The organism is Exiguobacterium sp. FSL W8-0210, from assembly GCF_038006045.1.
Classification (GTDB): Bacteria; Bacillota; Bacilli; order Exiguobacteriales; family Exiguobacteriaceae; genus Exiguobacterium_A.
On the sequence record NZ_JBBOUK010000001.1, the window covers coordinates 312290 to 339015 of the forward strand.

Genomic DNA, 26726 nt, shown 5'->3' on the forward strand with positions numbered 1-26726 from the left:
ATTAAAACGGATACGACAAGAGGCGACGGATTTTCCGTCGCCTCTTGTTTTGTTCAAGCTGTAAGTGTGATTCCAAGGAAAGCTGCAAGAATTCCGAAACCGTAGCTTGAGATGAGATAGAGGGTAAGTACTTTACGATTTCCGTCCTGAAATAACTGCAACGTCTCGATTTTGAACGTTGAGAACGTTGTAAATGATCCAAGGAAACCGGTACCTAAGAGTAACGTCCATGTCGTATCCAGATGCGCACCGATGACGAGACCAAGCAAAAACGAACCGATTACGTTAATCAGGAACGTCGCTAGTGGAAATTCACGTTTCCAAACCGTCTTCATCCATTGACTGACGGCAAACCGACTGATGGCGCCGCAAAAAGCACCGATGGCAAGAGCAAGTAGCGTCATTCACTCACGTCCTTTCGTCACGTGACGAAGTCGTCGTGTTCCGAGCGCGTAACCAAGATAAGATAGGAACAAACCGCCGAATAGACTGACGAGTACGTAGAGGAACGCGTCCGCTAAATGATGTTCGTTGAGTAAGGTCACGGTCTCGACGCTAAATGTCGAAAACGTCGTAAATGAGCCGATGAAGCCCGTGCCGATGGCTGTGATCGCATATTGATGTAAGAGTTTCGTTCGAAATAAAAAATGTGTCGCATAGCCAAGGAGAAAGCTCCCGATCAAGTTGATGACAAGCGTCGGCCACGGGAACGGACCAGTCGTAAAGTCGCCAATCAGCAGTCCGAGTCCATAACGTGCAGAGGCACCGAGAATACCTGCGAGACCTACGAGTACATACAGCATAGGAATCCTCTTTTCTAAAAAAAGTCTACGTTAAACGTACTCCTGCTCTCAAGAAAGCGTCAAGAAAAAAAGTCATCCGAGGAACTTAACGATTGAATTCATTCTGCCGATAAACAATTATATGACTTTACTATGATGAAGGAGTTTGAACAAGATGATATCTGCCCTCGAGCAACAAAGTACAAAGATTTTATCCCGTCTGATTGCAACGTTGATTACAATTGCGCATCCGTTGATTTTCGTATTTGCCCAAATGAATTACGTTCCAATCAGTGTGTTCTATCAGTTTTTAGTCGGTGGTCTGATCTTGGCGGTCGCGTTGCTGGTCGGCAACCGGCTACTCGGACATCGTCCGAGTGGGAAATATGTTCAAGTGACATTAACGTATCTCGTCCTCGCCTTAGTTTTGATGACATTACCGTCCCCAATCATCTGGACGATTGCTTACCTTTATTTGACGATTTCAATCGTCTATTTGATTCCGCGTCTCGTCGTTCTGGCTGGGATTTTCGGACTACTTGAAATGGCGTTATTCACAGCCAACGGAACGATTGTCTTTACGAAAACATTCGACTTGATCGTCGCGTATGTCATCTATTTGATGATCTTCTCAGCGGCTGTCTTCGTTGCCGTTTTTGGACGAAACGTCATGCAGGCAGTTCGTCAAGAACAAGAACGGTCGGAAGCATACGCGGCAACGTCGCAAATCGCCCTGGAGCAAACGGCAGCAACCGCAACGGAAGTAACGACGTTCACAGAAGAAATGAGTGAAACGGTCGACGCGGCGAAGGATTCGTTCAGTCAAGTCGATCTAGCGATGCAACAGTTGGCAAGTGAAGCAGCAGGCAGCGTCCAAGCGATTCGTGAAATCCGTCAATTGAACGAACAACAAGTCAACCGGATGGAGGATGTGACGGTTTCAGTCGACCGTGCCCTCGAGCGAAGCTCCTCCTCACGGACGACAGCGGAACGAAGTAGACAGACGATTGGTCTAGCTGGACAATCCTTGCAACAATTGACGACGAGCATGGATGAGTCGGTCACGTCGTTCGGACAGCTCGCTGGACGTTTCCAAGAAATCGTCGCGATTACGTCGAGCATTAATGCAATTGCGGCTCAGACAAACTTGCTCAGTCTTAACGCGTCGATCGAAGCAGCCCGCGCTGGTGAGTTCGGAAAAGGCTTCACGGTCGTCGCGCAAGAAATTCGCAACCTGTCAGCGCAGACGGCAGAAGCGTCAAAAGAAATCAATGCGATTATCGAACGTGTCGATCAAGACGTCACACAAACCGGTAACTCGATTCATGCCAGTACGACACTGTTACGTGAGCAGGAAGAACGCATGGCAGAGAGCCAGTTAGCGTTGCAAACGATCGAAACAGATGCAACGGAAGTCGTTGGTTCGATCAAGTCGGCGCAGACCCAGTTCGCGACGATGACGAACAGTCTTGTTGCTATCACGACAGCAGCCGGTCAACTCGACACGTTCATGAACGCCTTGCTCGCACAAAGTGAGTCGTTATCCGGTCTGACACGTCACCAAGTCGGTCAGGTCATGGAACTGCAACAGGCGATTCATGCCTTGAACGAGACGGCATCAACCCTTCAGCAAACGAATGGCTAAGAAACAGCTCCTCATCGATCGATGGGGAGCTGTTGTGCATCTTCAGACTGTTTGTCGGTGGAACGGACGGGGAAGAAGATAGGGAACGAATATTGAAGGAGGAGTCAACGGATGAAGGCAGCTTACATTGAACAGTATGGTGGATCGGAACAATTCAAGGTTGGAGAACTGGAAAAGCCAGTCATCGGACCGGATGATGTCTTAATCGAAGTCTATGCCGCGAGTGTGAACCCGGTCGATTGGAAATTACGCGAAGGCTACTTGCGTCAGATGTTGAGCTACGAAATGCCGCTCGTCATCGGTTGGGACGTTGCTGGCGTGATTCAGGAAGTCGGAGCGAACGTCTCCGATCTTCAAGTCGGGGACGCCGTCTTCAGCCGTCCGGAAATCGCTCGTCAAGGAACGTATGCGGAGTATGTTGCAGTCGATGCGCATTTAGTTGTGAAAAAACCAGAATCGCTCAGTTTCGCAGAAGCAGCGTCTCTTCCACTCGTCTCGCATACAGCATGGCAGGTCATGTTCGAAGTGATGGATGCGAAGCCGGGTGACCGGATCTTCATTGGTGCCGGATCAGGGGGTGTCGGAACCGTCGCGATTCAACTCGCGAAAGCGAATGGTTTGTACGTTATTACGTCAACAAGTACGAAAAACGTTGACTGGGTAAAAGCACTTGGAGCCGACGAAGTCATCGACTACAAACAGGAAAATCCGGCGGATCGTGTTCGCGACGTCGATTTTGTATTCGATACAATGGGAGGCGACAAGCAAGGGGAACTGTATCAGATGCTGAAGCCGAACGGCATGCTCGTCTCGATTTCTACACCATCGGATGAAGAGCAAGCGAAGCAACATAATGCACGATCTGCATATGTCTTCATGCAACCGACCGGTGAACGTTTGCGGCATATCGCTAAAGCGGTCGAGCGTGGCGAGCTACAACCTGTCGTTGATCGGATTTTTGATCTGGATCAAATCAAGGAAGCACATGATTATGGCGAAGAAGGGCACGCAAAAGGAAAAATCGTCATCCGGGTCAAAGGAGAATAAGGAGCAAGAGAGCGCTGAATTCAGCGCTCTTTTTTTGTGTTGTCAATCTATTTTTCTAACCTGAAACAAAAAAAGACCTGGTTAAAAAAGTGTAAAGGATAAGGGGTTGCATCTTCCTATACTAGGGCTATCAGACGTGAGTCAGCCACATTAAAAGGAGGAAGTAACATGAAAAAAGGATTGAAGTGGGCAGGAATTATCGTGATTGGAGCAGTCATTCTCGGGAATCTAGGAGATGACGAAGAACAAGGAGCACCGGAGAAAAAAGTAGAGGTCGAACAAGAAGCAGTCAAATCAGAAGCAAAACCCGTGAAAGCAAAAGCAGCGGCGAAGCCGGTCAAGAAAACCTATGGCATCAAGGATCAGGTAAAGGTCGGGAAACTGACGTATGTCGTCAATGACGTCAAGATGGTCGATTCGTTGTCGAACGTCCTCGGCGAAAAGAAAACGTCAGGACAATTCTTAGTCATCGGGTTGATGATTCTAAATGGAGACAAGGAAGAACGGTTCGTCGACAGCAATATGTTTAAAGTCAATGTCGGCGATACGGAATACTCAGCCGATACGGAACTTGATCTCTATGCAAATGAAGACGGGATGGGCTTCTTCTTAGAGACGATCAATCCGAACATCGAAAAAACCGGCAATATCGTCTTTGAATTACCGAAACAGGTCAAAAATCCAATGCTTGAAGTCTCGTCTGGCTTTGGCTGGGCAGGTGGACAATCAAAAGAGATTCAATTGACACAGTAATGAGTGACCATAGAAGAGACTCAATAAAAGAATGACGCGTCTTTTCACGCCCTTTCCTCAGGCGAGACACAAGCCAGTTTTCCTGCTTCATTAAGTAGGAAAGCGGGTCTTGTTTGTCTCTGACAGCGCATAAATGCGCTTTTCCTGTAGGAGTGGCGTGAAACGCGTCATTCTTTTTGTTACGAGATAAGGGTGGCAGTTCATCATTCTGCCACCCTTATCTTTGTGGAAACTGATTTTTGAGTCAGCCCCTTCTTGTTACCGTCCTGATTGTTGGATCGAGAGTTCAGGCGTTAATCGATCGAGTAAAGCGAGCGTCTCCGGATGAGCGGCAAGTGTCTGGTCGAGTACGTTCCGTTCAGTCTCTAGACACGCTAGATAACGTTGAGCCGCTTCAGCGTGCGTTGCGGGTGTCAGGACGTCGTAGATTGCTTCAAGAGCAAGGCGTGGATGGTCTGGTAATGTCGTCGGAATCGTCTTTAATCCGAGTTGCGCTCGTTCAGGAGCATGATGATGGAGCAAGACTTTCGCGAACTTGATCAAGGCGCTTCGGAGCATCTCGACTGCCCATAAGTCATTTCCCCGTGCTGCTGCTTTTTTGTATTGGAACAAGAACCAGACAGCATCGATTGCTTCATCGGTCGCTTCTTGTGCGGAAAGCGTCAAGTCGCAAGTATCCGTAAAGTCCGTCAATTGCTGTTTTGGATCGTACAGGACACGTAATTGATCCTTATGGTTTAGCGAATCAAGTGTCACCGTGAATAAATCGATATGTAGGAGATCATCATAGACGACGATCATTTGTGGTGCGATGATGTCGATCTCATCTTTCCAGATGATTGAACGATAAGTAGAAAGATGGGACAAACGACGCGATAAGAATTTTGTTTGACGTTCTTCTGAGACGAGACAGTACAAATCGATGTCTGAATGAACATCTTCTTCTCCCCGCCCGAAGGATCCTTTCAAGAAGATGGCTTCGACTGCAGGATCTTGTTTGAGTCGAGCAACCAATTGCTCGATCGCATTAAGTTGATGCATAGGAACTCATTCCTTTCCAAAAACAGAAGTCTATTACGTCAGTATACGTGATAATAGACAGTTTATTCCATAAAAAATGAGAAACCGCATCGGAATGGACTTCTCATTGTGAAGCAGACGTAAGTTTGTCTTTATTTTCGAGATGGATGACGTGTTGTTCGCCCCATGCATTGATGGCGTCAAGAACCGGAATCAGTGTCCGACCATAATCCGTCAGCGAGTACTCGACGCGGGGTGGAACTTCCTGATAAATCTCGCGATGGACGATATCGTTCAGTTCAAGTTCACGCAGTTGAGCCGTCAGCATCTTTTGCGTAATGTTCGGCAATTGTCGTTTCAATTCACTGAAGCGGAGCGTTCCGTGTGTGATCAAGACGAGTAAAATCGACGGTTTCCATTTTCCGGTCAAGATTTCGAGTGCGGTCTCGACTCGACAGCTTGGTGTCTCTTCCATCGGTCTTCCTCCTTCATGGTATCGTTTAGGATACTATACCACTTATTCGTGCCTACTTCCGCTTCCATCACTTCCGCGTAATAATAGGGATACGAGCTATTTCATTGAAGGAGGAAACAACATGTCGATTCATCCACAAATCACACTCGGTCCTGTTCGCTTGCGTATTACGGACCTCGACCGTTCGATTTCATTTTATACAACGTCACTCGGATTACGCGTGCTGACACAAACGGATCAGTTGACGGTACTTGGTGCACAAGATACACCACTCGTTGAACTTGAAGTCTATCCGAATGCCCGCCGTTTTCCACCAAACTCGGTCGCCGGGTTATATCATTTTGCGATTTTGCTACCGAACCGAAAAGAACTTGGTTTCGTCATCCGAAATCTGATTGCACAAGGGATCGAGATTGGTCAAGGCGACCATCTCGTCAGTGAAGCCTTTTACCTATCGGATCCAGATGGGAACGGGATCGAGATTTATGCCGATCGTCCACGTGAGACGTGGACGTATGAAGCTAATGGTGATGTCAAGATGACGACGGATCCCGTCGATTGGCAAAGTATGCTCGTCGAAGCGGGAGAAGAAGACTGGTATGGCATGCCGAGCGATACGGTCATGGGACATGTCCATTTCCACGTCAAGACACTCGAAGCAGCACGGTCATTTTATGTCGAGACGCTCGGCTTTGAAGTTGCCGCTGACGCTTCGCGGATGCGTGCATTGTTCGTTGCTGCCGGTGGCTATCACCATCACATCGGTCTGAACGTCTGGTCTGGTGTCAACGCACCAACGAATCCGGAAGATGCGGTCGGACTCGTCTACTGGACACTACGTTATCCGGATCAAGCGACGCTCCAAGCAGCGATCGAGGCGTTGAAGTCTTCCGCTTATACCGTTACGGATCAAGCAGGCGATGTCTATGTCACCGATGATGCCGGAATTACCGCTCGATTGACAACGTAACCGAAAAAAAGAGGCTGGGACATAACTAGCTGAATTTAACGAAAAGAAGGAATTGCCATCACTGAGGATGTGCAATTCCTTCTTTTTTCATTGTCTCTCGTCAAGCTGCCCTTCGGGCAACGCTTTGGATGAGCCATTTCCTCAAATTTACGGCCATGAGGATGAAGCCGAGCTCACGCTTCACCTTCGCTTTTCCTCGCACAGAAAAGCGAGTGAAACTCAAATTAGCCTTCAGATATCCAAAAACTGGTTCCACGTCTATCTTCCGTTTCGCATAGAGGGATCCTGTTTTTTGATCTGAAAGCCATTTTTTCATCTGTTCTTTTTGTTCTTCCCATGAAGTGTTTATGTGTACCTGTCGGTGACGCCCTTCTTCGGCCTTTGTACAACGGGAGCGGAACGGGCAGCCATCACACCCTTCACTTTCATACACCTTGAAATCACGCGTGAATCCGTAACGATCTGTTCTCTTGGACATGTAACGGAACGTTACGTCCTGTCCATTCGGGCACACAAACCGATCCGCCGTTTCATCGTAAGACCAGTTCGCTGTGTTAAAGGGATCGTTGCGCCATTTTCGCGACTTTTCTTTTTCGAACATCGTGTAAGGGATGAGTGGAATGCGCCCACGGCGCATCAGAATATCCTGATAATTCTCCTGACTCCCATAGCCGGCATCCGCAACGATATGCGGTGGTAGTGGTAAATATGAGCTGACCTCATCTAAAAAGGGGAGTAACGTCCGGGCATCCGTCGGATTCGGATAAATATCATAAGCGAGTGTGTATTGTCCTTCGGTCGCGATTTGAACGTTATAGCCTGGTTTGAGTTGTCCATTTTGCATATGATCTTCTTTCATTCGCATGAACGTCGCGTCCGTGTCCGTTTTCGAATAGCTGTTCCGTCCAGCGAGCGTCCTCTTTTGAAGGGCGTATCTCTGTTTCCGCTCGATGAAATCTGTAATTTCCTTTCGAAGGAGACGTGGTTCCTTCCGTTCAGAACGCAGACGTTTTCTTTCTTGGGTGTCCGTACTCGCCTCGATTTTTTGGTTGATGGAAGCGATATGTGCGTCTACAGCTTCACCCATGTGTTCGAGTTCTGAGAGAGTAAGCTCGTCCGGGTTTTCTCGTTCAATTTCCGGTAGGATGTCTTGTTCGACGAGGTTGTCATAGATACGATTCGATTTGTCCACGAGAGACGCACTATGACGTTCAATCGATTTCCGCCAAACAAAGGTATATCGGTTCGCATTCGCCTCTAACTTTGTACCATCGATAAAGATGGCTTCTTCATTGATTTCTCCCATCTCGACGAGATGGCAACGGAAGGTAACGAAGGCTTGCTTCAATATCGGAGTGACTGCGGGATGCACTCGAAAACGGTTGATGGTACGATAGCTCGGCGCATTCCCTTGTGCTAGCCACATCATCCGCAGACTATCGGATAGTAATCCTTCAATCTTCCGACCGGAGAAGACCGATTGTGTGTAGGCACATAAGATAATTTTCATCATCATGCGTGGATGGTAAGCCGGGCATCCTGTCGTGCGCATGAAAGGCTCGAACACATCGTCTGGAATGGATTCGACGAGATGGTGGACAGCGAACGCAATATCATTTTCTTGAAGACGAACTTCTAAATCTAAGGGCAGAACCAGCTGGTTCATGTTATAATCTTTAAACATAAGGGCACCTCCGATGGTTATGGTTTGATCACTTTAACTTTATCAGAGGTTGTCCTTATTTGTTTATTCAGAATCGGTTTTTTTTCATAGAACAAGGCCCTCGAAACGTATAGTCGTTTCGAGGGCCTTTTGTTTGTGAAACTGAGTTATGTCCCAGCCTCTTTTTGGTTTACCGTGAAGACGACGTTGCGTTACCGTCGTACCGACTGATCAGTTCATACGGTCTGACTTTATATAAGGCATGCGGGAAGTAATGGGGATCCATTGCATCAAGCGTCCGCAACTGAAAGTGTTCCCGTTTGATATACTCACTCAGCGAGTCACGTGTCAGTGGGAAGAAGCCGACATCCGTCGTTTCGCCTTCTTGTGTCGCGAGTTCACCACCAACGGCTTTCCCACGGAAACAAACGCACAGGACGTGACTTGAGACATTTTGATAGATACCGGTGATGCCATCGATTGTGACATCAACACCGGTTTCTTCTTTGACTTCCCGTTTAATGGCGTCAAGAATCGATTCGTGATTTTCGACTTGTCCACCCGGCATCTCATACGTATCACCCCGGTGGAGGTTGCGGACGAGCAGGACTTCACCGGCATCGTTCGTGATGTACGCGGTCACGCTGACGATCGCGCGAGGGGGAGCATACGTACCGGTCGCTGTCATGAAATCTTCATAGGATTTGATATAGAGGTTTTTGCCGAGACGCGCGCGCTTCTTCATCGCTTCGCGACGTAAAGCACTGTTGCGGACATCACGATCGACTTGTTCGTAATGTTCACGGTCGCGATATTCCCAAATGGCGATGACTTCATCTTCTGCCTCGGTCACCCAGCGACCAACAAGACGGGCACCATGGCTGACTTGGAGCGGGTACAAATAGGTATGGAAAAACTCAGTGAATTCTTCTAGGCGTTCGGGACGAATCGTATAGGTCTTCCGGCGATGTAACATGGAAATTCCTCCTATCAGATGAGCGTTCAGATGTACGTTGTACCCCTTCTCGAACGGACGGATGAAACCCTTTTTCTCGATGTGGGAAAAGGAGTTTTTATTGAACGATTGCGTATACATGTCCTACGGTCTACGTGACTTTAAATCATCGATGATGATCTCTTTTGATCGGAAAAGTATAACTAAAGAAGAACTTAAGAAATGGATAGGGCTCAACTTCAGAAAAATCGGGGATACTGAAAGTAGAGAGAAACAGAAAGAAGGGATACGTGATGGATATCATGGCACTCGTCCGCCTGGCTGGCGGAATCATGTTCACCCCATTGTCGGACGATGTCTTGATGATGAGTTTTGCAGCACTTCGATTACGAGAGGGAATGTACCCGGTCGTCATCTGGCTGACCGCTTGGCCGGTCTTCTTCATCGCCTTTACGTGGTTTTATCTACTTGCTCGGTTCTTCCGCGAGATTCCGCTCGTCAAACGATGGATGAAGTCACGTTTCTTAGAACGAGCAGAAACGATCATCGAACGACGCGGGTTATGGGCGATTGGACTATCGTTCTTCTTACCCGGCGTCAGACATCCGATTCATTATGTCGCCGGACTCCTTGGTTATCCGTTACCGCGTTATTTAGTAATGACATTCTTAGCAGCAGGCGTGTATACAGGACTCTGGACTTTTTTGATCGTCCGGATCGGAGAAGCTGTCACGTGGTCGGAATTGTGGAACTGGCTTCAGGTGAATCCCGGAATCATCAGTGCGATCGTAGTCATCTTAATCGGTCTAGTAGTAACAGGTATCGTATATCATCGGCGTCAAAAGGAATCAGTCGAGGAAAGTTCTTCAATATAAAAACATCACACGAGCAAGCGAATCCAGATTAGGATTCGCTTTTTTAGATGAAGTTTGGTTTTATGAATAAGGATAGTTTTTTGAAATAAGAAGTAATCTACAAGAAAAGTGAAATCATTGTCAAAAAAAGACGTTTTTCACTTCTTAAAAGCTACGTGATTTACACACCGTATTGGCAATTTATCGTCACAAGCAAGTGGCTGAAATTGGATTGTAAACGCTTATACTAGAAGATGTTCACAGAGTGGACATATTTATTGCCAGAGGAGGATACATATGAATCTCATGCAGACGGAAGAGACGGTCAAAAAAGCACCGACTTCTTCTGCTCACCGGACGATTTGGCGGTGGCATTTTTATGCTGGTATCATTTTTGCACCGTTCCTAGTCATGCTTGCTGTGACAGGATCCATTTATCTTTTTAAGCCACAAATCGAAAACGTCCTGTATCAATCGTATTATGAAGTTACACCACAAGCAGATCGCATCACTGCGACGGAACAGATTGATCGCGTCAAAGCGAAGTATCCCGATGCACTTGTCACGTCGTACCGACCGGGTGAATCCGACGATCGATCCAGTGAAGTGAAGGTCTCGTCACCAGACATGTCGGCGACGGTCTTCGTCAATCCGTATTCTGGTAAGATCATCGGAACATTATCTGACGATGACCGGATCATGAATAAAATCGAAGAGATCCATGGAGAACTGATGGCGGGAACGACTGGCGACCGGATCGTTGAACTCGTCGCCTGTTGGGCGATCGTCTTGATCGTGACGGGACTGTTCCTATGGTTCCCGCGTAAGCAAAAGGGACTGTCAGGCGTCTTGTTCCCGCGTTTTCGTCAAGGCAAGAAGTTATTCCGTCGTGATCTCCACGCTGTTCCAGCATTCTGGATCACAGCAGGGATGCTGTTCCTGATCTTGACTGGCTTACCGTGGTCCGGTTTCTGGGGAACGAACTTCCAGTCCCTTGTCACGAACCAAGGGCTTGGTTATCCACCGTCCATCTGGGGTGGGGAGGCACCGACGTCAACACTTCAAACGAAGGATATCGCGGAAGTCCCGTGGGCTGCCGAAACACTTGATGTCCCGCAATCAAAAGTCGAAGGAGCCGTCCCGGCTTCGATCGATGACATCGTTGCAATCGGCAAACAACAAGGGATGGATCCAAGCTTTAAGATCAGCATTCCAAGTGATCCGATCGGTGTCTATACGCTGTCTGCGTATCCAGCGAAAGCACAGAATGAAGCGACGATCCATCTCGATCAATATTCCGGTGCCGTGCTCGCCGACTATCGTTATGACAACTATGGTATCGTCGGAAAGATCGTCGCTACCGGAATCACACTCCACAAGGGAACGGAATTCGGCTGGTTCAATCAGTTAATTAGTCTGTTGATTTGTCTCGGAATCATTCTCGTGGCAGTCAGTGGTTTCTATCTTTGGCTGAAGCGAAAACCAAGTAAAGGGATGGGGGCGCCGAAAGGACCGAAAGCATTCATGTTGAAAGGATTCCTCGCTGTGCTTGTCGTGCTGGGAATCGTCTTCCCGCTCGTCGGTCTATCGTTGCTCGTCGTCTGGCTGGTCGATTTCCTCGTCATCCGTCGTATTCCGAGTGTAAGGAGGTTCTTCAATGCGTAAATCGATACAAACACTCATGCTCGGCGGACTGCTCGTCACGACGACGAGTCTTGCTGGCTGTGCGGTCGATTCCGATGCAGCAGAACAGTATGCCGTAGCTAAGCCGTTATCGATCAAAATGAATATCCCAAAGGACTTACAACCGGATGCGAAGAAAAAGCAGACGTTTGAAGCAACAGTCTGGCGTGAAGCTAAACCGGTTCAAAAAGTCGATTATGTACATTTCGAAATCTGGAAAGCGGATGGAACAGTACGCTATAGTATGGAACCGGCAGAAGAGACAAAGCCAGGTGTCTATACGATTGCGAAGGTACTACCGAAATCCGGCTTGTATTATGTCAAAGCGCATGCAAGCAGTGAAAGTGCGATGATCATGCCAACACGGCAGTTCATCGTCGGTGAGTTATCGAAAGAAGATTTAAAAATCTTACAAGGTGGAGCAAAACCAGCTGGCGGAAGTAGCGGTCACCATCATTGAAGAATAATGAAATAAAAAATGAGAGGGCGGAATACTATTCCGTCCTCTCATTTTTCGTATAGACGATTAATCGTCATCACCATGATCTCCGTGATCATCCCCGTCATCGTCTCCATGATCGTCTGAATCATCATCTTGATCATCATCTTCTGAGTCATCCGAAGAATCATCGTCATCCGAGTGCTCATCTTCTGATTCGAGTTCCTGTCCATTATAGAACTTGATCTGGACGTGTAACGTTTTGATGTTTGGTAATTGAAGCGCCTGTGCGACTAACGTTAATAATTCTTCTTCCGTCATCGATGGTGTGACGAGAAGACGATCTTTTAACGTCGCAACGTCAGTAATACCAATCTCGTCTTTAAAGCGCAATTCTTTCCGTTGATGTTCATTACTGTAACGCCACTCGAACTTTTTCTTATTCGTATCCGTCACTTTGATCATGATCCGTTTGAGTTCTTGATTATTTTGAACGCCGTCTTGATCCGTATCTTCCTGATCATCTCGAGTCCCGTCCTGATCGCTATCTGCTTTTGTTGGATCAGAACCGAGTTCAAATTCGTCTTCGTTGATAAGCGTATCCCGGTCCCGGTCTTCTTCATTGTCTTTGATGCCATCACGGTCTGAATCCTTTTTCAATGGTTGCGTACCGACGATGAACTCTTCTCGTGTCGTCAATCGATCCTGATCTTGGTCTTCTTTATCATCAGAAATACCATCTTGATCAGAATCCTTCTTCAACGGATTTAGATGCGCTGTGTATTCTTGTTGATTCGTGAGTGAGTCGCGGTCCGAATCCTCTTTCCCATCCTTGATCCCGTCACGATCCGAATCCGATTTAGTTGGGTTGAGACGAAGTTGATACTCTTGTACATTCATCAAACCGTCGCGATCGTGATCTTTTGTTGCGACTTGTTTTCCATATCCCAAATGATATTGTTTTTGCCAAGCATCTGGAATCCCATTTTTGTCTCGATCGACTTGCACAACAGGTTTCTTCTTCGCTTTACTTTTTGCTTCGACAGGTCCAACTGCTTGCGAGACGACGAGCGAAGCAAGTACTGCGCCAATGACAATCCGTTTCATAAGTCCACTCCTGTTCTATAAAAGATAAAAGATGAGGTTATAAGAAGATTCTAATGAAATGATTAGAAAATAAGTTGGCTATTTCGCGAAATGAGTAAATAAAAACTAAAAAATAATGAAAGTGCTACATAAGTTTATTTCGTCAGAAAAAATATTTTAAATAAAAAATGTAAAAAGATAAAACCATTCGTGAACTCCTTACGTTATCTATGTGAAGTCCAAAAAATCAAAGGGGTGTTCATAAGATGAAGATGAAAAAGTCGTATCTCGCTGTTCCGCTTAGTGCCGCATTGTTGATTCCAGCAGCAGGTGTCAGTGCTCACGGTCATGAGGACCATAGTAAGATGTCTCACAGTTCAGGAAAAGTCTCCCTCGATGTCTCATCTCCAGCATCGGATTTACGAGCGACACTCGATCAAATTCTATCTGAACACGCGTATCTCGCAGTCGTTGCGATGCAAAAAGGAATTGATGGTAAAGAAGATTTTGAGCAGGCAGCCGGTGCCTTGAATCAAAACACGGATGATTTAGCGGCAGCTGTTGGTTCCGTCTACGGGGAAGAAGCAGGCGCTGCCTTCAAAGAAATCTGGGCGAGCCATATCGGTTACTTCGTCGATTACGTCAAAGCAACTGGTGCCAAGGACGAAGACGCGAAACAAAAAGCATTGAAAGAGCTTGATGAGTATCGTGTCGAACAGGCTGCGTTCCTCGATAAAGCAACGGAAGGACGTCTAAAGGCAGCGGATCTCGAAGCAGGACTAAAAGTCCATATCACGCAACTGTTAACATCGTTTGATAGCTATGTAGCGGGTGATTATGATGCTGCTTACAGCAATCTACGTAAAGCGATTGAGCATATGTATATGGTCGGAGAAGGATTATCTGGTGCGATTGTTGATCAGTACCCGGATAAATTCAAAAATACGAAAGTCGATACACCAGCAGCTGATCTTCGTGCCGGACTGAACCGAAACTTCTCTGAACACGCGGCGCTTGCAGTGCTCGCGATGCAAAAAGGAATTGACGGAGCAAAAGACTTTGACGCTGCGGCCGGTGCCTTGAATCAAAATACGGATGACCTGACAGCTTCGATTGGCTCTGTTTATGGTAGTGAAGCAGCGCAACAATTCAAGAAGATTTGGTCGAGCCACATCGGCTACTTCGTTGACTATGTCAAAGCAACAGGTGCGAAAGATGATCAAGCACGCGACATGGCTGTGAAGGAACTTGATGAGTACCGTGTTGAACAGGCAGCATTCCTCGATGCAGCAACAGAAGGACGTTTGAAAGCGAAAGATTTGGAAGAAGGATTAAAGGTTCACATTGACCAACTCTTGCTTGCTTTCAATAGCTATAATGAAAAAGATTACGACAAAACGTACCCAGCGATTCGTGAAGCTTACGCGCATATGTACGGTGTAGGGGAAGGGACTGCGACAGCAATCGTCGATCAGTTCCCAGATAAATTCAAAGGTGCACCATCTGGAATGCCGAACACTGGTCTCGGTGGTATGCAAGAAAAAGCATCGACGACAGGTATCGTCTGGTCACTGCTTGGTATCGCAGCAGCATCGATCCTTGGATTCTTCGCACTCCGTCGTCGCCCGCAACAATAAAGGACGACCCGCTGGTGACAGCGGGTTTTCTTGTACACATCAAGCAGAAAGGAGGTAAACGACATGCGCATCATCCGATTTGCCCTTCTGTTCCTCATTTGTCTGTTGCCCATATCGGTCGAAGCACACACGAGTTTAAAAAGCTCGAATCCGGCAGATGGATCGGCATTATCTGAACCCGTCGATCGGATCCGCTTGACGTTCAGTGAGGCTGTTGAAAAAACGAGCACCTTACGTGTAGTAGACGCGAATGGAGTTGAACAAGCCCTTGCGAAACCACTTATCATCGGAAATGAACTGAGTGCTGTCGTCTCAGAGCCTTTAACGGAAGGAAAATACACGATCAAGTGGGCGTCGATTTCAGATGATGGTCATCCCGTGAAAGGAACGATCCGTTTTACGGTACTGGGTGCGGCAAAAGCTGAAACAAGCACTGTAGAAAAGGCTGAGCCGATGGAAAAAAAAGCAGCAGTCGTTCCTGAAGCAGAGCCTGTTTCAAAAGGACTCGTTCCGACACTGCTCCCATGGATCGTCGGGGGACTGTTAATCAGTATCGTCATCCTTCTCGTGTTACGTCGTCGTTCGACATGAGTGCGTTTCTAGGAGAACTACTCGTCTATATGGGTGGAGCGCTTTGGATGGGCTATTTGGTATTATGCTTCATCCCAACGAAACGAAAACCGCTATTAATGGACGGTACGTCGTGGGCGGTAGCGGGACTCGGGATGCTCGTTCTTGGAACGAGCATCCCGGTCTTTGGTGCCGTTCGTTTTCTACTTTCGACGCAAACGATGACAGAGGCTCTTCGAACAGGATTACTGGAGTTGCATATCGGTCGGATGTTTCTTGTCGTTTACTTCTCTGCTTTACTCCTATTGATCGTATTCACATGGCAAAAGCGACGATCCATCCTGCTCGCACTCTTGACGATCCCGTTATGGATTGGCATCGCAGGAACGAGTCACGCGGCGGCCAAATACGGTGCGCTCGGGTGGACGCTTCAGTTTAGTCACTTCTTATGTGTGACAGCTTGGATCGGTGTCGTGTTTTGGGTAGCCATCGGTGCTCGCTCGACCGTTCATTGGTCTGCCTTTTTAAGTTGGTTCAGTCCGTTTGCCCGGATCGCCTTTACGGGTGTCATCCTGTCAGGGCTGTTACTGATGCAACTGGCGATTCCGCTTGAACGTTATCCGAATCTCTGGGGCGTGCCATACGGTCAAGCGTTGTTGCTGAAGCACCTTTTATTGTTACCGCTTTTGTTCTATGCTTTCTGTAATGGCACGCTTGTTCGGCGTCGGTTGCGTTTTGACTCAACGTACGATCCGCGTCCGTTACTCCGGATGGAGAGTATCATTTTAGTATTGCTGTTCATGGCGAGTGCTTCACTCAGCCGTCTCGAACAACCGACGCTAGGGCAACTACCGACCGGTGATCCAGTGGGGAATGGATGGGTTTTGATGATGGGGATTGCAACCTTACCACTGCTTTTACTAGGATATCGTCGGCATGCAGTGGGTATCTTGCTGAGTTTATTCAGCGTCAGTTTGATTTATCTTGGGTTGCTAGCGACAGGATGAGTATAAAAAACAAGGTAGCGGATCGTTCCGCTACCTTGTTTGACGTGGTCTTATTTCGTTGAAACAGCGCAATTCGTTGCTTTCGCAAGAATCTTCGAATAGGCACGTGCGCCCTTGATATTCAAATGGACACCATCTGCTTCGAAGTAAGATGGATGTTTGACGGCAACAGCATGCCAGTCGATCAGTTCGACTCGCTTCCGTTTCGATGCCTCGCGTAACATCTGATTGACCTCTGCTTCCCACGGACGCGGGACGCGTGCAGTGACCAGATAGACGTGATCGGCATTTGCGAATTGATCGAGCAAACTGTTCAACTGATCCTTTCGGAAGCTACCGTTCGTTCCGAGGTGGAGAATGACTTGGCGTCCATGTCGATTATACGCGGCATACTGCTCACTCAGCGGAATCGCTTCTCGCAGCTGACGACCGAGTTTCGCATCAATCGTCAATTGCTTGAGCGTACTGCCGAGATAATCTTCGACACCGAGTAAGACCGAGTCCCCGATCGCAAGCGTCGGTCGACAGATTTTTCGCTGATCGGGCTTTGCTTTTGGTGTCGTCGGTTTCAGGATCGGCTTCGGTTTTTCTTTTGGCGCCGCTATCTTCTCGAAAGCAGGTTCTGGCTTCGGCGTATCGGAGACAGCAAGAATCGATAAGTTACCGATGAAGCTGACGATGAGAATCGTCAACACGGCAACACTCGTCCACTGCAACGTCGAAAACTGACGTAACTGCCGCGGATGTAACGACAGACGTTCTAAATAACCGGATAGTCCGTGCTGACGAATCGGACGTTCGATAAAGCGATACGATGCTTCAGTTAAGGCGACAAGCACGACGACGATCAATACGGTCCGAAGTAATGAGAACGTGCCGATTTGCTCGACTGGCGTCATCAGTGTGATGACGGGAAAATGCCACAGATATAGACCGTACGATCGTTTACCGATCGCAACAAGGCCTGGATGCGCAAACCATCGACTCCAAATCGACGCCGGATGAGCAATTGTAGCAATCATTAGTGCAGCAAGGACGGCGACAAGGAAAAAACCACCCCGGTATAAGAAGCTTCCGAACTCACTTGTGACAATCATCAATATAAGCAAGAGTGGCAAAGTAACGGCACCTATTTGATTCAGTAACCGGACACCACGTTTTGGGATATCGAGCTTAAAGCGGGTTGGTTGCCACGCGAAAGCGAGTAGACTCCCAATCAATAGGGCGAATAACCGAGTATCCGTGCCATAGTAGACACGACTTGGATCTTCACCAGGTGTGAACTGAATCGCCATCGCAAGCACGGATGCACCGATCGCAACGCCCATCAATTGCAGGAACAAGCGACGATTTTTCATTCCGAACCAAAGTAAGATCGGGAATAGCAGGTAGAACTGCTCCTCGATTGCGAGTGACCAAAGGTTTTGAATCGGTGATGGCTTACCGAACGACTCGAAATAGGAGACGTCATGGAAGATATACCACCAGTTCGTCCCGTAAATGAGCGCAAAGGCACTATCTTGGCGAACCGTATGCAACAGTTCGCGTTCAAAGATGGTTACGTACCCGAGAACGAGTAACAGCATGACGAATAGGGCCGGGAACAGGCGACGGAAGCGATGAATCCAAAATCGTTTCAAATCGAGGCGTCCGGTCGTCTGCCACTCGCGTAACAAGAGACCGGTAATCAGATAACCGGATAGGACGAAAAAGAGATCAACACCGAGGAAACCACCGGAGAAGAATGAAACCGACAGATGGTAGAGAATGACAGATAGAACAGCGAAGGCACGTAAGCCATCAAGCCCTGGCATATATGTAATCGAACGAGACGAGGATTTCATAAGACACGAACAACTCCTTTAAAACGACAACTAATTTCTAACAGTCTTTAGTGTATCGAATTCCAATTTCAAAGAAGTGTCTAAGAAGTAACAACCTGACCAAAAAAGCACCCGATGCGCACATCGGATGCAGGCTTATGAAATATGTGGAAAACGACAGGTCACGATGAAGCGGTTGTCTTGTGAAGTCAACGCGACGTTCCCCGCATGACGCGCCATGATTTGCTGAACAATCGACAGACCGATGCCGGAGCCACCAGACGAGCGGGAAGCATCGGACGTCCCGAACGGTGTTAGCCATTCGTTTAGTTCCTCTAGCGTATAAGTCGATTCAATCGCATTTGAACAGATCAGCTGGATACCTTCTGCGTCGTCGTTGATGGTAATCCGAAGATCACCGGTCCCGTGAAGCGTCGCATTGCGAATCAAATTCTCAAGCAAGCGTCGTAAGAGCATCGGATCGGCGAAGAGAGTCGCGTGTGCAGGACCATTGACAGTAGAAGAAGTGCCAGGAAACAGTTCCAGGACTTGTTCCGTCAGTGTGACGAGATCAAGCGATGTCCGTTCGACTGGATAATCGGTGTTCGATAATTTAGCGAGCGTGAACAATTCGTCGATCCGGGAAGCGAGCGTTTCTGACTGTCGGGTGACAATCGCTAGAAGCTCCGTCCGTTCCGTCGCGGATAACGTCTCGTGTTTTTCGGTTAGCCACTGGATGAAGCCTTGGATTGAGGTCAACGGAGTCCGTAGGTCGTGCGACAGACTCGTGATCAATCGCAACTGCTCGACGAACCGCTCCTGGTCGCGTACGCGTAAGGTGCGGAGTTCCTGTTCGATTCGTTCGATCGATTGGGCGAACAACTTGAATTCCTTCGGTCCTTTGACGGGAGGTAACGGTTCCGTTGGCGCTGGTTCGACCGTCAACCGCTCAAGCCGTCGCTCGAGTTCGCGGAACAAACCAGCGATCCAACGTGTTAAAAGCAGTAAAAAGACGATGAACAAGACGACTTGTAAGATGAAGAAGGCGTTCGAATTACCGACTTGATATTCATTGAGTGTTGGTTTATCGGACTGAACAGTCAAAAAATAGCCAGGCTCACGGGTTCCAAGATTGATCGCTTCGATATGGTGCAATGTCCTAACCTTTCCTGTGTCTGATGGCTCCCGCTCGGTTGGTGTTTGCTCAGCAAGCAGTCGGCTCGGTGTTAAGTCTTTTGGATACTTGTCGGAAGCGCTGACCAGACGACCATTGGCATCGTATACTGCCCACTCATAGGGCCCGGTCGGTATTTGTCCATTTTGATAACGTATAATGTCCTCTTTAACAGCGCTCACCGTGTCTTCTTCCGTCGTGTAGTAGTAACGGGGAACCGTTTTTCCACCAAGCGGCAATTGACTCGCCAGCAACCAGGCAAGTGCCGTACTCAAAAATGCAGCGAGCAGCAACAAGACAAGCATCCAAACAGTTAGTTTGATCCGTCTCATGGCTCAACCTTATAACCAACGCCCCAGACCGTCTGGAGGTGGCGCGGTTCTTTCGGGACATCCTCAATCTTGTCGCGGAGCTTATGGATCAGGACCATGACAGCGTTCGACGCGGAACCAAGTGCTTCCTCCTGCCAAACCCGTTCATACAGGTCTTCAGCCGAGAAGACACGACGGGGGTGACTCAAAAAGAGCGCCAGGCAATCAAATTCACGGCGTGTCAGGGCGAGCGGTACATCGTATTTAAAGATGACGCGTTCGTCTTCTTTGAGTGTGAACGGACCGACCTGAATCGCTGAAGCAGTAGTCGGGACATGATACTGACTGACGCGGCGTAACAGCGCCTTGACGCGGGCGACGACTTCAAGCGGATTGAACGGTTTACCGATGTAATCGTCCGCCCCGAAGGTCAAACCTTGAATTTTATCCATGTCTTCGCGTTTCGCTGTCAGCATCAAGACGGGTAACGTGTGACCGGCAGCGCGCGCAGCTTGAACGGTCGAGAAGCCATCGCGAACGGGCATCATCACGTCGAGTAACATCGCATCAACTGGACGCGTTGCAAGAGTCGCTAACGCTTCCTCACCATTTTCGGCTTCGAGGATCTTGTACCCTTCATTGGTTAAATACAGTCGAAGCAATTGACGGATGTCTGCTTCATCGTCAACGATCAAGAGCGTGGGCATGTGTAGATTCCTCCTGTTGTACCCCCTCGAAAACATAAGCCGGGGGCAGATTGTAGAGCGTGTGCGAATAACTGTGTTCTTGGAAATAGTCCCGGAACATCTTGAACTGGAACCGGGTGTATTGAAAGGCGATGAAGTGACCGCCTGGTCGTAGTAACGTTTGAAATTGTGCTAATAAGTCATGCCGCAACGCTGCCGGGAATGACGCGAACGGGAGACCACTGACGATGACGTCGATCTGTCCGCTCCATGAATCGGATAATCCTTGAACGTCACCAATGAAGAGAGTGACATTCGTTTCCTGAGCCAGTAATTGTTCGAGTGCCGGGCGGAACGTTTCGCTCCGTTCACAAATCAAGAGATGTGTCTCCGGTGAACGAGCGGCCAGTAAAGCTTTGGTGATCGCTCCGTCACCCGCTCCGACTTCAAGAATTTGGCGTGGACGATCGGCGACGGCGCGTCGTGCCATCATTTCAGCCAGACGTGGACTGCTCGGTGCGATGGCTCCGACACGGAGTGGTGCGTGAAGTGCTTCTTTTAAGAAATCAAACATGAAAACCCTACTTTCCGTTGAGTATATCATGTAGTATGCACATCGTCCCTTTCGAAAACAGGACGATGTTTCTTAAGTGAATCTTAAACATATCAATGCCTGATTTTCGGCGACATGATGACCGGACAAGCCGGTATACTAAGGACAAAGGAGGGGAAGGCGATGGAACATCACACGTATTATGAAGCGCTCGTTCGCCGGGGCGCGACGTACGAAGGAACGTTTTTTGTTGGTGTCAAGACGACCGGCATCTTTTGCCGTCCGACGTGTCCGGCACGAAAACCGAAAGCAGAGAACTGTGAGTTTTTTGAGACGGCGCAAGAGGCATTACTTGCCTCTTATCGACCGTGCCGTCGTTGTCATCCGCTTGCTTATCCCGGCGATCATGGTACGATTCAACGCTTGATCGAAGCGGTCGAGGCAGAACCAGACAAACGATTCAAGGAAGCCGATTTTCGAGCACTTGGTCTCGATGAATCAACGGCACGCCGCCAGTTCAAGAAACGCTTCGGAATGACGTTCGTCGCGTATGCTCGGGCACGACGGATGGGGCTTGCGATGAAGGAGATCCGGACCGGTAAGCCGATCATCGAAGGGCAGTTGGCTGGAGGTTATGAATCGAGTAGTGGTTTTCGTGAGGCGTCAGCACGGATTCTCGGGCAGGCACCGTCGCGCTTTGACGGGCAGGTCTTACGCGCGAAATGGCTTGATACACCACTCGGTTCGATGCTGGCGATTGCTGACGATCAACTCTTACATCTGCTCGAGTTCGTCGACCGACGTGGACTGGAGCGGGAAATCGAACAATTACGTCAAAAAGCGCGCGCTGTCATCGTTCCCGGGGAATCACAGGTCTTTGGACAAATTGAAGCGGAGCTCCGTCGTTACTTCAAAGGAGAGCCGGTATCGTTTCAAACACCTTTGATGCGATACGGGACGCCATTTCAACGCCGCGTCTGGGAAGAACTCGAACGGATTCCGAGTGGGGAGACGATCTCGTACCAAGAGCTGGCGATCCGGATCGGTCAACCGACCGCTGTTCGTGCCGTCGCACGAGCGAATGGAGCGAACCAACTGGCAATCGTCATTCCGTGCCACCGGGTCATTCGGACGAATGGAGATTTAGGTGGATACGCGGGTGGACTCGCACGCAAGGAAACATTGCTCAAACTGGAGCGCACACAGAGAGGATTGGATGAAGGATGAGTTTGATTAAAGATGTGTTTTCACCGAGTTGGCTCGACCGCTTAGGAGCAGCGGTCGATGTATCAGATTTTCGAAGACGAGTCGAACAGAGGGACTGGGAAGAACTCGCGTTTAAACAACGCGTCCGTCGTGTGGCGAAGACACTAGAGACGATCTTGCCAGCGTTTCCGGATGCAGCGGGGGAGCTAGAGCGACTCGCACCGCAGTTTACCGGGCTACCGGGGATCGTTTTTCCGGAGTACGTCGAACGAACGGCAGACCTTTCTGACTGGTCGCTTGCATTAGAGACACTCGCCAAGTTGACGTCACATTCGACGTCGGAGTTCGCCGTTCGGCGTTTTCTACTTGTCGATCAGGAACGATATCTCGACCAGGCACTCAAATGGACAACATCAGATGATGAACATGTCCGGCGCTTAGCGTCTGAAGGAACACGCCCGCGTCTGCCGTGGGGACAAGCGATTCCGCGTTTGATTGCTGATCCGCGTCCAGCATTACCGATTCTTGACGCCTTACTACAGGATCCGTCACTCTACGTCCGAAAAAGTGTCGCCAATCACTTGAACGATATTTCAAAGACACATCCGGAATACCTGATCGAGCGAATCGAACGTCACTTAGGAACAGATCCGAATACAGACTGGATTTTACGTCACGCTTCCCGGACGTTACTGAAGCGCGGAAATCCAGAAGTATTACAGTTGTTCGGACACGTCACGCAAGGTGAGGTCGAGGTGACGGACTTGGTCGTCTCACCAGTGACGATTGGTCAAGAGTTACAGTTTTCGTTTCAAGTAAACAGTTCCGTCGAGCAACGTCTGCGTCTTGAATACGCGATCGATTACGTCAAACAACGCGGAACGAGTCGGAAGGTGTTTCAACTGCGGGAGCGGGAAGTCAAAGGTGTCTTACAAGTCGAACGACGCCAATCGTTTCGGAACATGACGACGCGTGTCCATTATCCCGGAACACATACATTGACAATTTTGATTAACGGAGAGGCTTACGCGACAGCAACGTTCGAGGTCGAGGAGGAGAGCTGAATGCAAGGGAGACATCCGGATTTTACGACGTCACGCCTGTTTGTCGAAGCAACGGATGACGAATCGGGTTGTAAGTGGACGTTGCATGCGTTACGTGAGAAAACAATCGTCGGAACGATTACCTTCACATGGAATGGATCGACCGGAAACTTACGTTATACAACGACGGATGAGGACGATCAGCGCGGATACATCACAGAAGCGTTGACGTCGATTCTATCATATCTCGCGCGGACGTTATTACTGACGCGTGTCTACGGCGAAGCAGGCAGTGAGACAGTCTGGCGTCGAAACGGATTTCAGTTGCAGGCGAATCGATATGCACGCGAACTCCATCACTAAAGCCCCGTCTGCTTAAGCAGGACGGGGCTCGTTTGTGCTTAGACCGTTGTTTTGGACCAGTTGAAATGGTTGCAAATCGCTTCAGCGCTTTCGCGTGCACTTAATTGTTCCGTATCAAGGAAGAGATAGTTGACGTCCGGTAGTTCGCCCGGCAGCGAACGTGTCCGGTATCCGTCCGCCGTCTCACGTAAGTCTTGTTCAGAAGCAGCGAGGTCACGCTTCGTTACTTTGTGTGTCAATCGGTTTTCGGTCGTGTTGCGGTGAAGACGGGTTGCGACCGGCGCATCCAGTTCAACGATATAGACGTCAGCACCCGCTTGTTCGAATAATTCGACTGTCTCTTCAATGAACTCGAGACCACCGCCTTCGACACCGAATAGACAGAGGAATGTAAACAGCACACCTTCGAGCGAACTGTTCGCCATTTCCTTGAACATCTCGCGCCGGATCGTATCCTTTAGGCGATGGTGTGCAGGTTCAGAGAAATCAAAATAAGGCAATAACAGATCGATTGTCTGATGGTTATGGAAGACTTTCATCTCCGTCAATCGTTCGATTTCCTGACCAATCGTCATCTTTCCGACCGCTTGGGGACCAAGTAACAAGACAAATTTCATAGATGAACCTCATTTCCTTTTTCTGCTAAGAATAGCACATTCCGACGAGTGACATCACTAGAACGTTTGTTCGTAATTTGATATAATTCAAGTATGAAGTCCCGTCGTGTCCTTGTCTGAAGGAGGACAATCATGCAAGAACAATGGAAAGCCGTCATCGGCTATGTAGGTATATATGAAGTCTCATCGTTTGGTCGCGTAAGATCGCTCGACCGAACGATCGTAACGTGTCGCGGTGTCCAGCAACGCCGAAAAGGTGTCTTGCTCCGTCCACGGCTCAATCGGGAAGGGTACCGGAAAGTCACGCTCTATCAAAGTGGTCGAGGAGAGCGGATGCAAGTCGGATTGCTTGTCGCAAAAGCCTTTCTGACGACAGACGTCACGGAAGCACAACTCGTCCGGCGCAACGGCAAACGGGCTGACGATCAGTTGTCGAACTTAGAGGTTCTGCCTTCAATCGATCAGCAGTATAACGAACTGCTTGGTGAGTTCGATCTCTTGTTAGGTCAACATGTGACGCTGTCGCCATTTCAGATTCGAACGATTCGCGCGCAGTACGAAAAAGGGAAAACGATTCGTCAATTGGCAGAGCAGTATCAGGTGACGGAAAACCGAATCCGCAACATCATCGATAAAAAGGAAGCACGTTATATCGGCTGAGACCAGAATAAAGGAGCGTTTACCAGAGATGGTAGACGCTCCTTTGATTTAAGACGATTGTTCGCCGGCACGAACGGTCTGTTGTAATGAACTGATCCGCGACTCGAGTACCGCACTATGTGTCTTCAGTTCCGTCTGCTGGGTGACGTGGTGTTGCATCTGTTCCCCGAGCACCTGGCTGTAAGACGAGAGTTCTGACATCAACTGCTGAACCGACTGTAGATGTTCCTGCATGTTCGACTGAACATCTGCGACGATCTGGCGTTGGTGTTCCACGGTACCCAGTGTCGTCTCAATCGTCGTCGCTTCGGTCAGCATCTGTTTTAAATGCTCCGTTGCCGTCTCGAGCTGTTGCGACGTCGAAAGAAAACGTTCCGTCATTTGCGAGAGTGCTTGTTCGACTTGATCGAGCCCCGCCGTCCACATCTGATTGACCTGCCGAATATGGTCCGTACTCGTCCTAATATCGATCGCTAGTTTTTCGACCTCCTTAGCGACGACCGTGAAGCCGCGACCAGCTTCTCCGGCACGGGTTGCCTCAATCAGCGCGTTCAGCGACAAGCGGCGCGTCTCTTCAGCGACACGCTGGATGTGGGAAATCGAGGTCTCCATCTGCTGCTGTAGATGTGAGGTCTGTTGCAAGATTTGCTCTGTCGTCGCGGATTGTTCTTTCAGCAAGTGGCTTTCTTGTTGTAATGTCCCAAGTGTCGTGTGATTCGTCTGAACAGTCTGTTGAAAACGGGTTACGGCATGTTGACTGTTCAGAAGTGTCGTTTGCATCTCGCTTAACGCATCGTGTCCTTGGACAGTCAAACGTGTCGAAGCGACAATCGTCTGATCCATCTGTGTCGATTGCGCAAGTAAGGAACCGGCAACTTCATCGACGGCTTGGACTGATTGATCCATTGCGGATAAGCGCGAAGAGAAGTGGGGCTGGACGGATTCAAGCTCCTGACTGGCTTGTTGCATCTCCGTCGTTAAGTCATTAATTTGTTGCATCAACTGATTGTATTGAAACGTCAGCTGTTGTAACTCAAAGGTCGTCGTCTTGAGCGTTAATGGACGATACGAGCGCTTCGCATGCGCTTCTTCAATCTGTAAGGCGAGTTTCGATAACGGTGCCAGTTGGCGTTGAATCCGCCAGCGAATCAACAGGCTGATGCTGACAAGTGTGACTACGCTCACCCAGACGAGTGTCCAAGCTAAATCTCGAGCAGGGGCGATTAATTTATCACGGTCGGTCGTCAGTAAGATGACGTCATCGAGTTCTGGAATCGTCATCGCGACAAGAAATTGGTCTTGATACGAAAATGCATATGTACGTGCATTCTTTAAGTGCTGTAGTAGTTGTTTTCGTTTTGCTGGTTCGAGTGTCAACGGTCGGAACGCATCACTCGTGTTCAGGCTTTGAAAGCGAACCGTGTAGTCGTCACGTGATAAGTCGGTTCGCTGTTGCTGTTGCAATCGTTTGATGGCACGCGAGCGGTCAGTTGCGTCCTCCGGATACGCGAGAAACGTTGCCCGGACGTTCGCGTCGAACATCGTTAACTCACGCATCAGCCGTTCCTCAGTTGCTGTGACGGATTGTTGATACGATGCGTAAACGCTTAGACCACTGATCATGATCAATCCGATGGCGACGATCGGAATCAACCATCCATTTAGTTGCTGTGCTAATAATCGTTTTTTCGTAAGCATAAAAAA

27 protein-coding genes are annotated in these 26726 nt (G+C 48.8%); 14 read left to right on the plus strand and 13 right to left on the minus strand.

Annotated features, from left to right (window positions below; all coding sequences use genetic code 11):
* Nucleotides 1-53 precede the first annotated feature (53 nt).
* On the minus strand, nucleotides 54-404 hold the full coding sequence (gene crcB / locus MKY22_RS01710) for a fluoride efflux transporter CrcB (protein WP_035399149.1): 351 nt from the start codon (nucleotides 402-404) through the stop codon (nucleotides 54-56).
* Nucleotides 405-803 carry a fluoride efflux transporter CrcB gene (crcB, locus tag MKY22_RS01715; protein ID WP_290776441.1) on the minus strand — a complete coding sequence of 133 codons (399 nt, stop codon included), beginning with the start codon at nucleotides 801-803 and terminating at the stop codon, nucleotides 405-407. It lies immediately after the preceding gene.
* Nucleotides 804-957: 154 nt separating this feature from the next.
* On the opposite strand from crcB (MKY22_RS01715), the gene MKY22_RS01720 reads away from it, so the two are divergent.
* The 3 genes from MKY22_RS01720 (at nucleotide 958) to MKY22_RS01730 (ending at nucleotide 4227) form a co-directional block, all read left to right on the plus strand.
* A complete protein-coding gene (locus MKY22_RS01720) occupies nucleotides 958-2427 on the plus strand; it encodes a methyl-accepting chemotaxis protein (protein WP_341086107.1) in 1470 nt (489 codons plus the stop codon).
* Between the two features lie 111 nt (nucleotides 2428-2538).
* Nucleotides 2539-3474, plus strand: a complete 936-nt coding sequence (locus MKY22_RS01725) for an NADP-dependent oxidoreductase (protein ID WP_341086108.1) — start codon at nucleotides 2539-2541, stop codon at nucleotides 3472-3474.
* Between the two features lie 168 nt (nucleotides 3475-3642).
* Complete coding sequence (locus MKY22_RS01730; RefSeq protein WP_341086111.1) at nucleotides 3643-4227, plus strand: DUF4352 domain-containing protein; 585 nt, start codon at nucleotides 3643-3645, stop codon at nucleotides 4225-4227.
* 258 nt (nucleotides 4228-4485) lie between these two features.
* On the opposite strand, the gene MKY22_RS01735 is transcribed toward MKY22_RS01730, so the two are convergent.
* Nucleotides 4486-5268: a nucleotidyltransferase domain-containing protein gene (locus MKY22_RS01735; RefSeq protein WP_341086112.1), complete on the minus strand. Its 783-nt coding sequence runs from the start codon at nucleotides 5266-5268 to the stop codon at nucleotides 4486-4488.
* 103 nt (nucleotides 5269-5371) lie between these two features.
* The gene (locus MKY22_RS01740; RefSeq protein WP_290780109.1) at nucleotides 5372-5722 is read right to left on the minus strand and encodes a winged helix-turn-helix transcriptional regulator; all 351 of its coding nucleotides are present in this window, start codon (nucleotides 5720-5722) and stop codon (nucleotides 5372-5374) included.
* Between the two features lie 121 nt (nucleotides 5723-5843).
* On the opposite strand from MKY22_RS01740, the gene MKY22_RS01745 reads away from it, so the two are divergent.
* Entirely contained in the window at nucleotides 5844-6692 is an 849-nt protein-coding gene (locus MKY22_RS01745; protein ID WP_214748408.1) for a VOC family protein, read from the plus strand.
* A 100-nt stretch (nucleotides 6693-6792) separates the two neighbouring features.
* On the opposite strand, the gene MKY22_RS01750 is transcribed toward MKY22_RS01745, so the two are convergent.
* Complete coding sequence (locus MKY22_RS01750) at nucleotides 6793-8376, minus strand: IS1182 family transposase (protein WP_341085783.1); 1584 nt, start codon at nucleotides 8374-8376, stop codon at nucleotides 6793-6795.
* A 169-nt stretch (nucleotides 8377-8545) separates the two neighbouring features.
* Nucleotides 8546-9331 carry an NUDIX domain-containing protein gene (locus MKY22_RS01755; RefSeq protein ID WP_023466838.1) on the minus strand — a complete coding sequence of 262 codons (786 nt, stop codon included), beginning with the start codon at nucleotides 9329-9331 and terminating at the stop codon, nucleotides 8546-8548.
* Nucleotides 9332-9612: 281 nt separating this feature from the next.
* Here MKY22_RS01755 and MKY22_RS01760 point away from each other — a divergent pair, with 281 nt between their 5' ends.
* The 3 genes from MKY22_RS01760 (at nucleotide 9613) to MKY22_RS01770 (ending at nucleotide 12307) form a co-directional block, all read left to right on the plus strand.
* Nucleotides 9613-10185 carry a DedA family protein gene (locus MKY22_RS01760; RefSeq protein ID WP_251055828.1) on the plus strand — a complete coding sequence of 191 codons (573 nt, stop codon included), beginning with the start codon at nucleotides 9613-9615 and terminating at the stop codon, nucleotides 10183-10185.
* Between the two features lie 276 nt (nucleotides 10186-10461).
* Nucleotides 10462-11829: a PepSY-associated TM helix domain-containing protein gene (locus MKY22_RS01765; protein WP_214748411.1), complete on the plus strand. Its 1368-nt coding sequence runs from the start codon at nucleotides 10462-10464 to the stop codon at nucleotides 11827-11829.
* Nucleotides 11822-12307, plus strand: a complete 486-nt coding sequence (locus MKY22_RS01770) for a FixH family protein (RefSeq protein WP_075642746.1) — start codon at nucleotides 11822-11824, stop codon at nucleotides 12305-12307. Before MKY22_RS01765 ends, MKY22_RS01770 begins: the two co-directional genes overlap by 8 nt.
* 66 nt (nucleotides 12308-12373) lie before the next feature.
* Here the strand turns inward: MKY22_RS01770 and MKY22_RS01775 are convergent, their stop codons facing one another.
* Nucleotides 12374-13393, minus strand: coding sequence for a hypothetical protein (locus MKY22_RS01775; protein WP_075642745.1), 1020 nt, complete (start codon nucleotides 13391-13393; stop codon nucleotides 12374-12376).
* A gap of 245 nt (nucleotides 13394-13638) precedes the next feature.
* Between MKY22_RS01775 and MKY22_RS01780 the strand changes: the two genes are divergently transcribed.
* The 3 genes from MKY22_RS01780 (at nucleotide 13639) to MKY22_RS01790 (ending at nucleotide 16586) form a co-directional block, all read left to right on the plus strand.
* Complete coding sequence (locus MKY22_RS01780; protein WP_023466846.1) at nucleotides 13639-15009, plus strand: hypothetical protein; 1371 nt, start codon at nucleotides 13639-13641, stop codon at nucleotides 15007-15009.
* 63 nt (nucleotides 15010-15072) lie between these two features.
* The gene (locus tag MKY22_RS01785; RefSeq protein WP_023466847.1) at nucleotides 15073-15600 is read left to right on the plus strand and encodes a copper resistance CopC family protein; all 528 of its coding nucleotides are present in this window, start codon (nucleotides 15073-15075) and stop codon (nucleotides 15598-15600) included.
* Nucleotides 15534-16586: a copper resistance D family protein gene (locus tag MKY22_RS01790; RefSeq protein WP_082318498.1), complete on the plus strand. Its 1053-nt coding sequence runs from the start codon at nucleotides 15534-15536 to the stop codon at nucleotides 16584-16586. Before MKY22_RS01785 ends, MKY22_RS01790 begins: the two co-directional genes overlap by 67 nt.
* A gap of 50 nt (nucleotides 16587-16636) precedes the next feature.
* Here the strand turns inward: MKY22_RS01790 and MKY22_RS01795 are convergent, their stop codons facing one another.
* The 4 genes from MKY22_RS01795 to MKY22_RS01810 all read right to left on the minus strand — a co-directional run bounded on the left by MKY22_RS01795 (nucleotide 16637) and on the right by MKY22_RS01810 (nucleotide 21154).
* On the minus strand, nucleotides 16637-18430 hold the full coding sequence (locus MKY22_RS01795) for an acyltransferase family protein (protein WP_058265505.1): 1794 nt from the start codon (nucleotides 18428-18430) through the stop codon (nucleotides 16637-16639).
* A gap of 135 nt (nucleotides 18431-18565) precedes the next feature.
* The gene (locus tag MKY22_RS01800; protein WP_058265506.1) at nucleotides 18566-19915 is read right to left on the minus strand and encodes a sensor histidine kinase; all 1350 of its coding nucleotides are present in this window, start codon (nucleotides 19913-19915) and stop codon (nucleotides 18566-18568) included.
* Nucleotides 19912-20601, minus strand: coding sequence for a response regulator transcription factor (locus MKY22_RS01805; protein WP_058265507.1), 690 nt, complete (start codon nucleotides 20599-20601; stop codon nucleotides 19912-19914). Before MKY22_RS01805 ends, MKY22_RS01800 begins: the two co-directional genes overlap by 4 nt.
* Nucleotides 20579-21154: a class I SAM-dependent methyltransferase gene (locus MKY22_RS01810; RefSeq protein WP_058265508.1), complete on the minus strand. Its 576-nt coding sequence runs from the start codon at nucleotides 21152-21154 to the stop codon at nucleotides 20579-20581. Before MKY22_RS01810 ends, MKY22_RS01805 begins: the two co-directional genes overlap by 23 nt.
* A gap of 162 nt (nucleotides 21155-21316) precedes the next feature.
* Here MKY22_RS01810 and MKY22_RS01815 point away from each other — a divergent pair, with 162 nt between their 5' ends.
* The 3 genes from MKY22_RS01815 to MKY22_RS01825 are packed head-to-tail and all read left to right on the plus strand — an operon-like array spanning nucleotide 21317 to nucleotide 23745.
* Nucleotides 21317-22360, plus strand: coding sequence for a bifunctional transcriptional activator/DNA repair enzyme AdaA (locus MKY22_RS01815; RefSeq protein WP_341086144.1), 1044 nt, complete (start codon nucleotides 21317-21319; stop codon nucleotides 22358-22360).
* Nucleotides 22357-23403, plus strand: coding sequence for a DNA alkylation repair protein (locus MKY22_RS01820; RefSeq protein WP_023466859.1), 1047 nt, complete (start codon nucleotides 22357-22359; stop codon nucleotides 23401-23403). The genes MKY22_RS01815 and MKY22_RS01820 overlap by 4 nt, the downstream gene beginning before the upstream one ends.
* On the plus strand, nucleotides 23404-23745 hold the full coding sequence (locus tag MKY22_RS01825; RefSeq protein WP_341086147.1) for a GNAT family N-acetyltransferase: 342 nt from the start codon (nucleotides 23404-23406) through the stop codon (nucleotides 23743-23745).
* Nucleotides 23746-23783: 38 nt separating this feature from the next.
* Here the strand turns inward: MKY22_RS01825 and MKY22_RS01830 are convergent, their stop codons facing one another.
* A complete protein-coding gene (locus MKY22_RS01830; protein ID WP_023466862.1) occupies nucleotides 23784-24362 on the minus strand; it encodes an AAA family ATPase in 579 nt (192 codons plus the stop codon).
* A gap of 132 nt (nucleotides 24363-24494) precedes the next feature.
* Between MKY22_RS01830 and MKY22_RS01835 the strand changes: the two genes are divergently transcribed.
* The gene (locus tag MKY22_RS01835) at nucleotides 24495-25022 is read left to right on the plus strand and encodes an NUMOD4 domain-containing protein (protein ID WP_341086150.1); all 528 of its coding nucleotides are present in this window, start codon (nucleotides 24495-24497) and stop codon (nucleotides 25020-25022) included.
* Between the two features lie 48 nt (nucleotides 25023-25070).
* On the opposite strand, the gene MKY22_RS01840 is transcribed toward MKY22_RS01835, so the two are convergent.
* Nucleotides 25071-26720 carry a methyl-accepting chemotaxis protein gene (locus tag MKY22_RS01840; protein ID WP_214729877.1) on the minus strand — a complete coding sequence of 550 codons (1650 nt, stop codon included), beginning with the start codon at nucleotides 26718-26720 and terminating at the stop codon, nucleotides 25071-25073.
* Nucleotides 26721-26726 lie beyond the last annotated feature (6 nt).

Bases quoted from the DNA above. Each gene is read 5' to 3' on its own strand.
- crcB (WP_035399149.1), bottom strand. From the start codon at position 404: ATGACGCTACTTGCTCTTGCCATCGGTGCTTTTTGCGGCGCCATCAGT.
- crcB (WP_290776441.1), bottom strand. From the start codon at position 803: ATGCTGTATGTACTCGTAGGTCTCGCAGGTATTCTCGGTGCCTCTGCA.
- MKY22_RS01720 (WP_341086107.1), top strand. From the start codon at position 958: ATGATATCTGCCCTCGAGCAACAAAGTACAAAGATTTTATCCCGTCTG.
- MKY22_RS01725 (WP_341086108.1), top strand. From the start codon at position 2,539: ATGAAGGCAGCTTACATTGAACAGTATGGTGGATCGGAACAATTCAAG.
- MKY22_RS01730 (WP_341086111.1), top strand. From the start codon at position 3,643: ATGAAAAAAGGATTGAAGTGGGCAGGAATTATCGTGATTGGAGCAGTC.
- MKY22_RS01735 (WP_341086112.1), bottom strand. From the start codon at position 5,268: ATGCATCAACTTAATGCGATCGAGCAATTGGTTGCTCGACTCAAACAA.
- MKY22_RS01740 (WP_290780109.1), bottom strand. From the start codon at position 5,722: ATGGAAGAGACACCAAGCTGTCGAGTCGAGACCGCACTCGAAATCTTG.
- MKY22_RS01745 (WP_214748408.1), top strand. From the start codon at position 5,844: ATGTCGATTCATCCACAAATCACACTCGGTCCTGTTCGCTTGCGTATT.
- MKY22_RS01750 (WP_341085783.1), bottom strand. From the start codon at position 8,376: ATGTTTAAAGATTATAACATGAACCAGCTGGTTCTGCCCTTAGATTTA.
- MKY22_RS01755 (WP_023466838.1), bottom strand. From the start codon at position 9,331: ATGTTACATCGCCGGAAGACCTATACGATTCGTCCCGAACGCCTAGAA.
- MKY22_RS01760 (WP_251055828.1), top strand. From the start codon at position 9,613: ATGGCACTCGTCCGCCTGGCTGGCGGAATCATGTTCACCCCATTGTCG.
- MKY22_RS01765 (WP_214748411.1), top strand. From the start codon at position 10,462: ATGAATCTCATGCAGACGGAAGAGACGGTCAAAAAAGCACCGACTTCT.
- MKY22_RS01770 (WP_075642746.1), top strand. From the start codon at position 11,822: ATGCGTAAATCGATACAAACACTCATGCTCGGCGGACTGCTCGTCACG.
- MKY22_RS01775 (WP_075642745.1), bottom strand. From the start codon at position 13,393: ATGAAACGGATTGTCATTGGCGCAGTACTTGCTTCGCTCGTCGTCTCG.
- MKY22_RS01780 (WP_023466846.1), top strand. From the start codon at position 13,639: ATGAAGATGAAAAAGTCGTATCTCGCTGTTCCGCTTAGTGCCGCATTG.
- MKY22_RS01785 (WP_023466847.1), top strand. From the start codon at position 15,073: ATGCGCATCATCCGATTTGCCCTTCTGTTCCTCATTTGTCTGTTGCCC.
- MKY22_RS01790 (WP_082318498.1), top strand. From the start codon at position 15,534: ATGGATCGTCGGGGGACTGTTAATCAGTATCGTCATCCTTCTCGTGTT.
- MKY22_RS01795 (WP_058265505.1), bottom strand. From the start codon at position 18,430: ATGAAATCCTCGTCTCGTTCGATTACATATATGCCAGGGCTTGATGGC.
- MKY22_RS01800 (WP_058265506.1), bottom strand. From the start codon at position 19,915: ATGAGACGGATCAAACTAACTGTTTGGATGCTTGTCTTGTTGCTGCTC.
- MKY22_RS01805 (WP_058265507.1), bottom strand. From the start codon at position 20,601: ATGCCCACGCTCTTGATCGTTGACGATGAAGCAGACATCCGTCAATTG.
- MKY22_RS01810 (WP_058265508.1), bottom strand. From the start codon at position 21,154: ATGTTTGATTTCTTAAAAGAAGCACTTCACGCACCACTCCGTGTCGGA.
- MKY22_RS01815 (WP_341086144.1), top strand. From the start codon at position 21,317: ATGGAACATCACACGTATTATGAAGCGCTCGTTCGCCGGGGCGCGACG.
- MKY22_RS01820 (WP_023466859.1), top strand. From the start codon at position 22,357: ATGAGTTTGATTAAAGATGTGTTTTCACCGAGTTGGCTCGACCGCTTA.
- MKY22_RS01825 (WP_341086147.1), top strand. From the start codon at position 23,404: ATGCAAGGGAGACATCCGGATTTTACGACGTCACGCCTGTTTGTCGAA.
- MKY22_RS01830 (WP_023466862.1), bottom strand. From the start codon at position 24,362: ATGAAATTTGTCTTGTTACTTGGTCCCCAAGCGGTCGGAAAGATGACG.
- MKY22_RS01835 (WP_341086150.1), top strand. From the start codon at position 24,495: ATGCAAGAACAATGGAAAGCCGTCATCGGCTATGTAGGTATATATGAA.
- MKY22_RS01840 (WP_214729877.1), bottom strand. From the start codon at position 26,720: ATGCTTACGAAAAAACGATTATTAGCACAGCAACTAAATGGATGGTTG.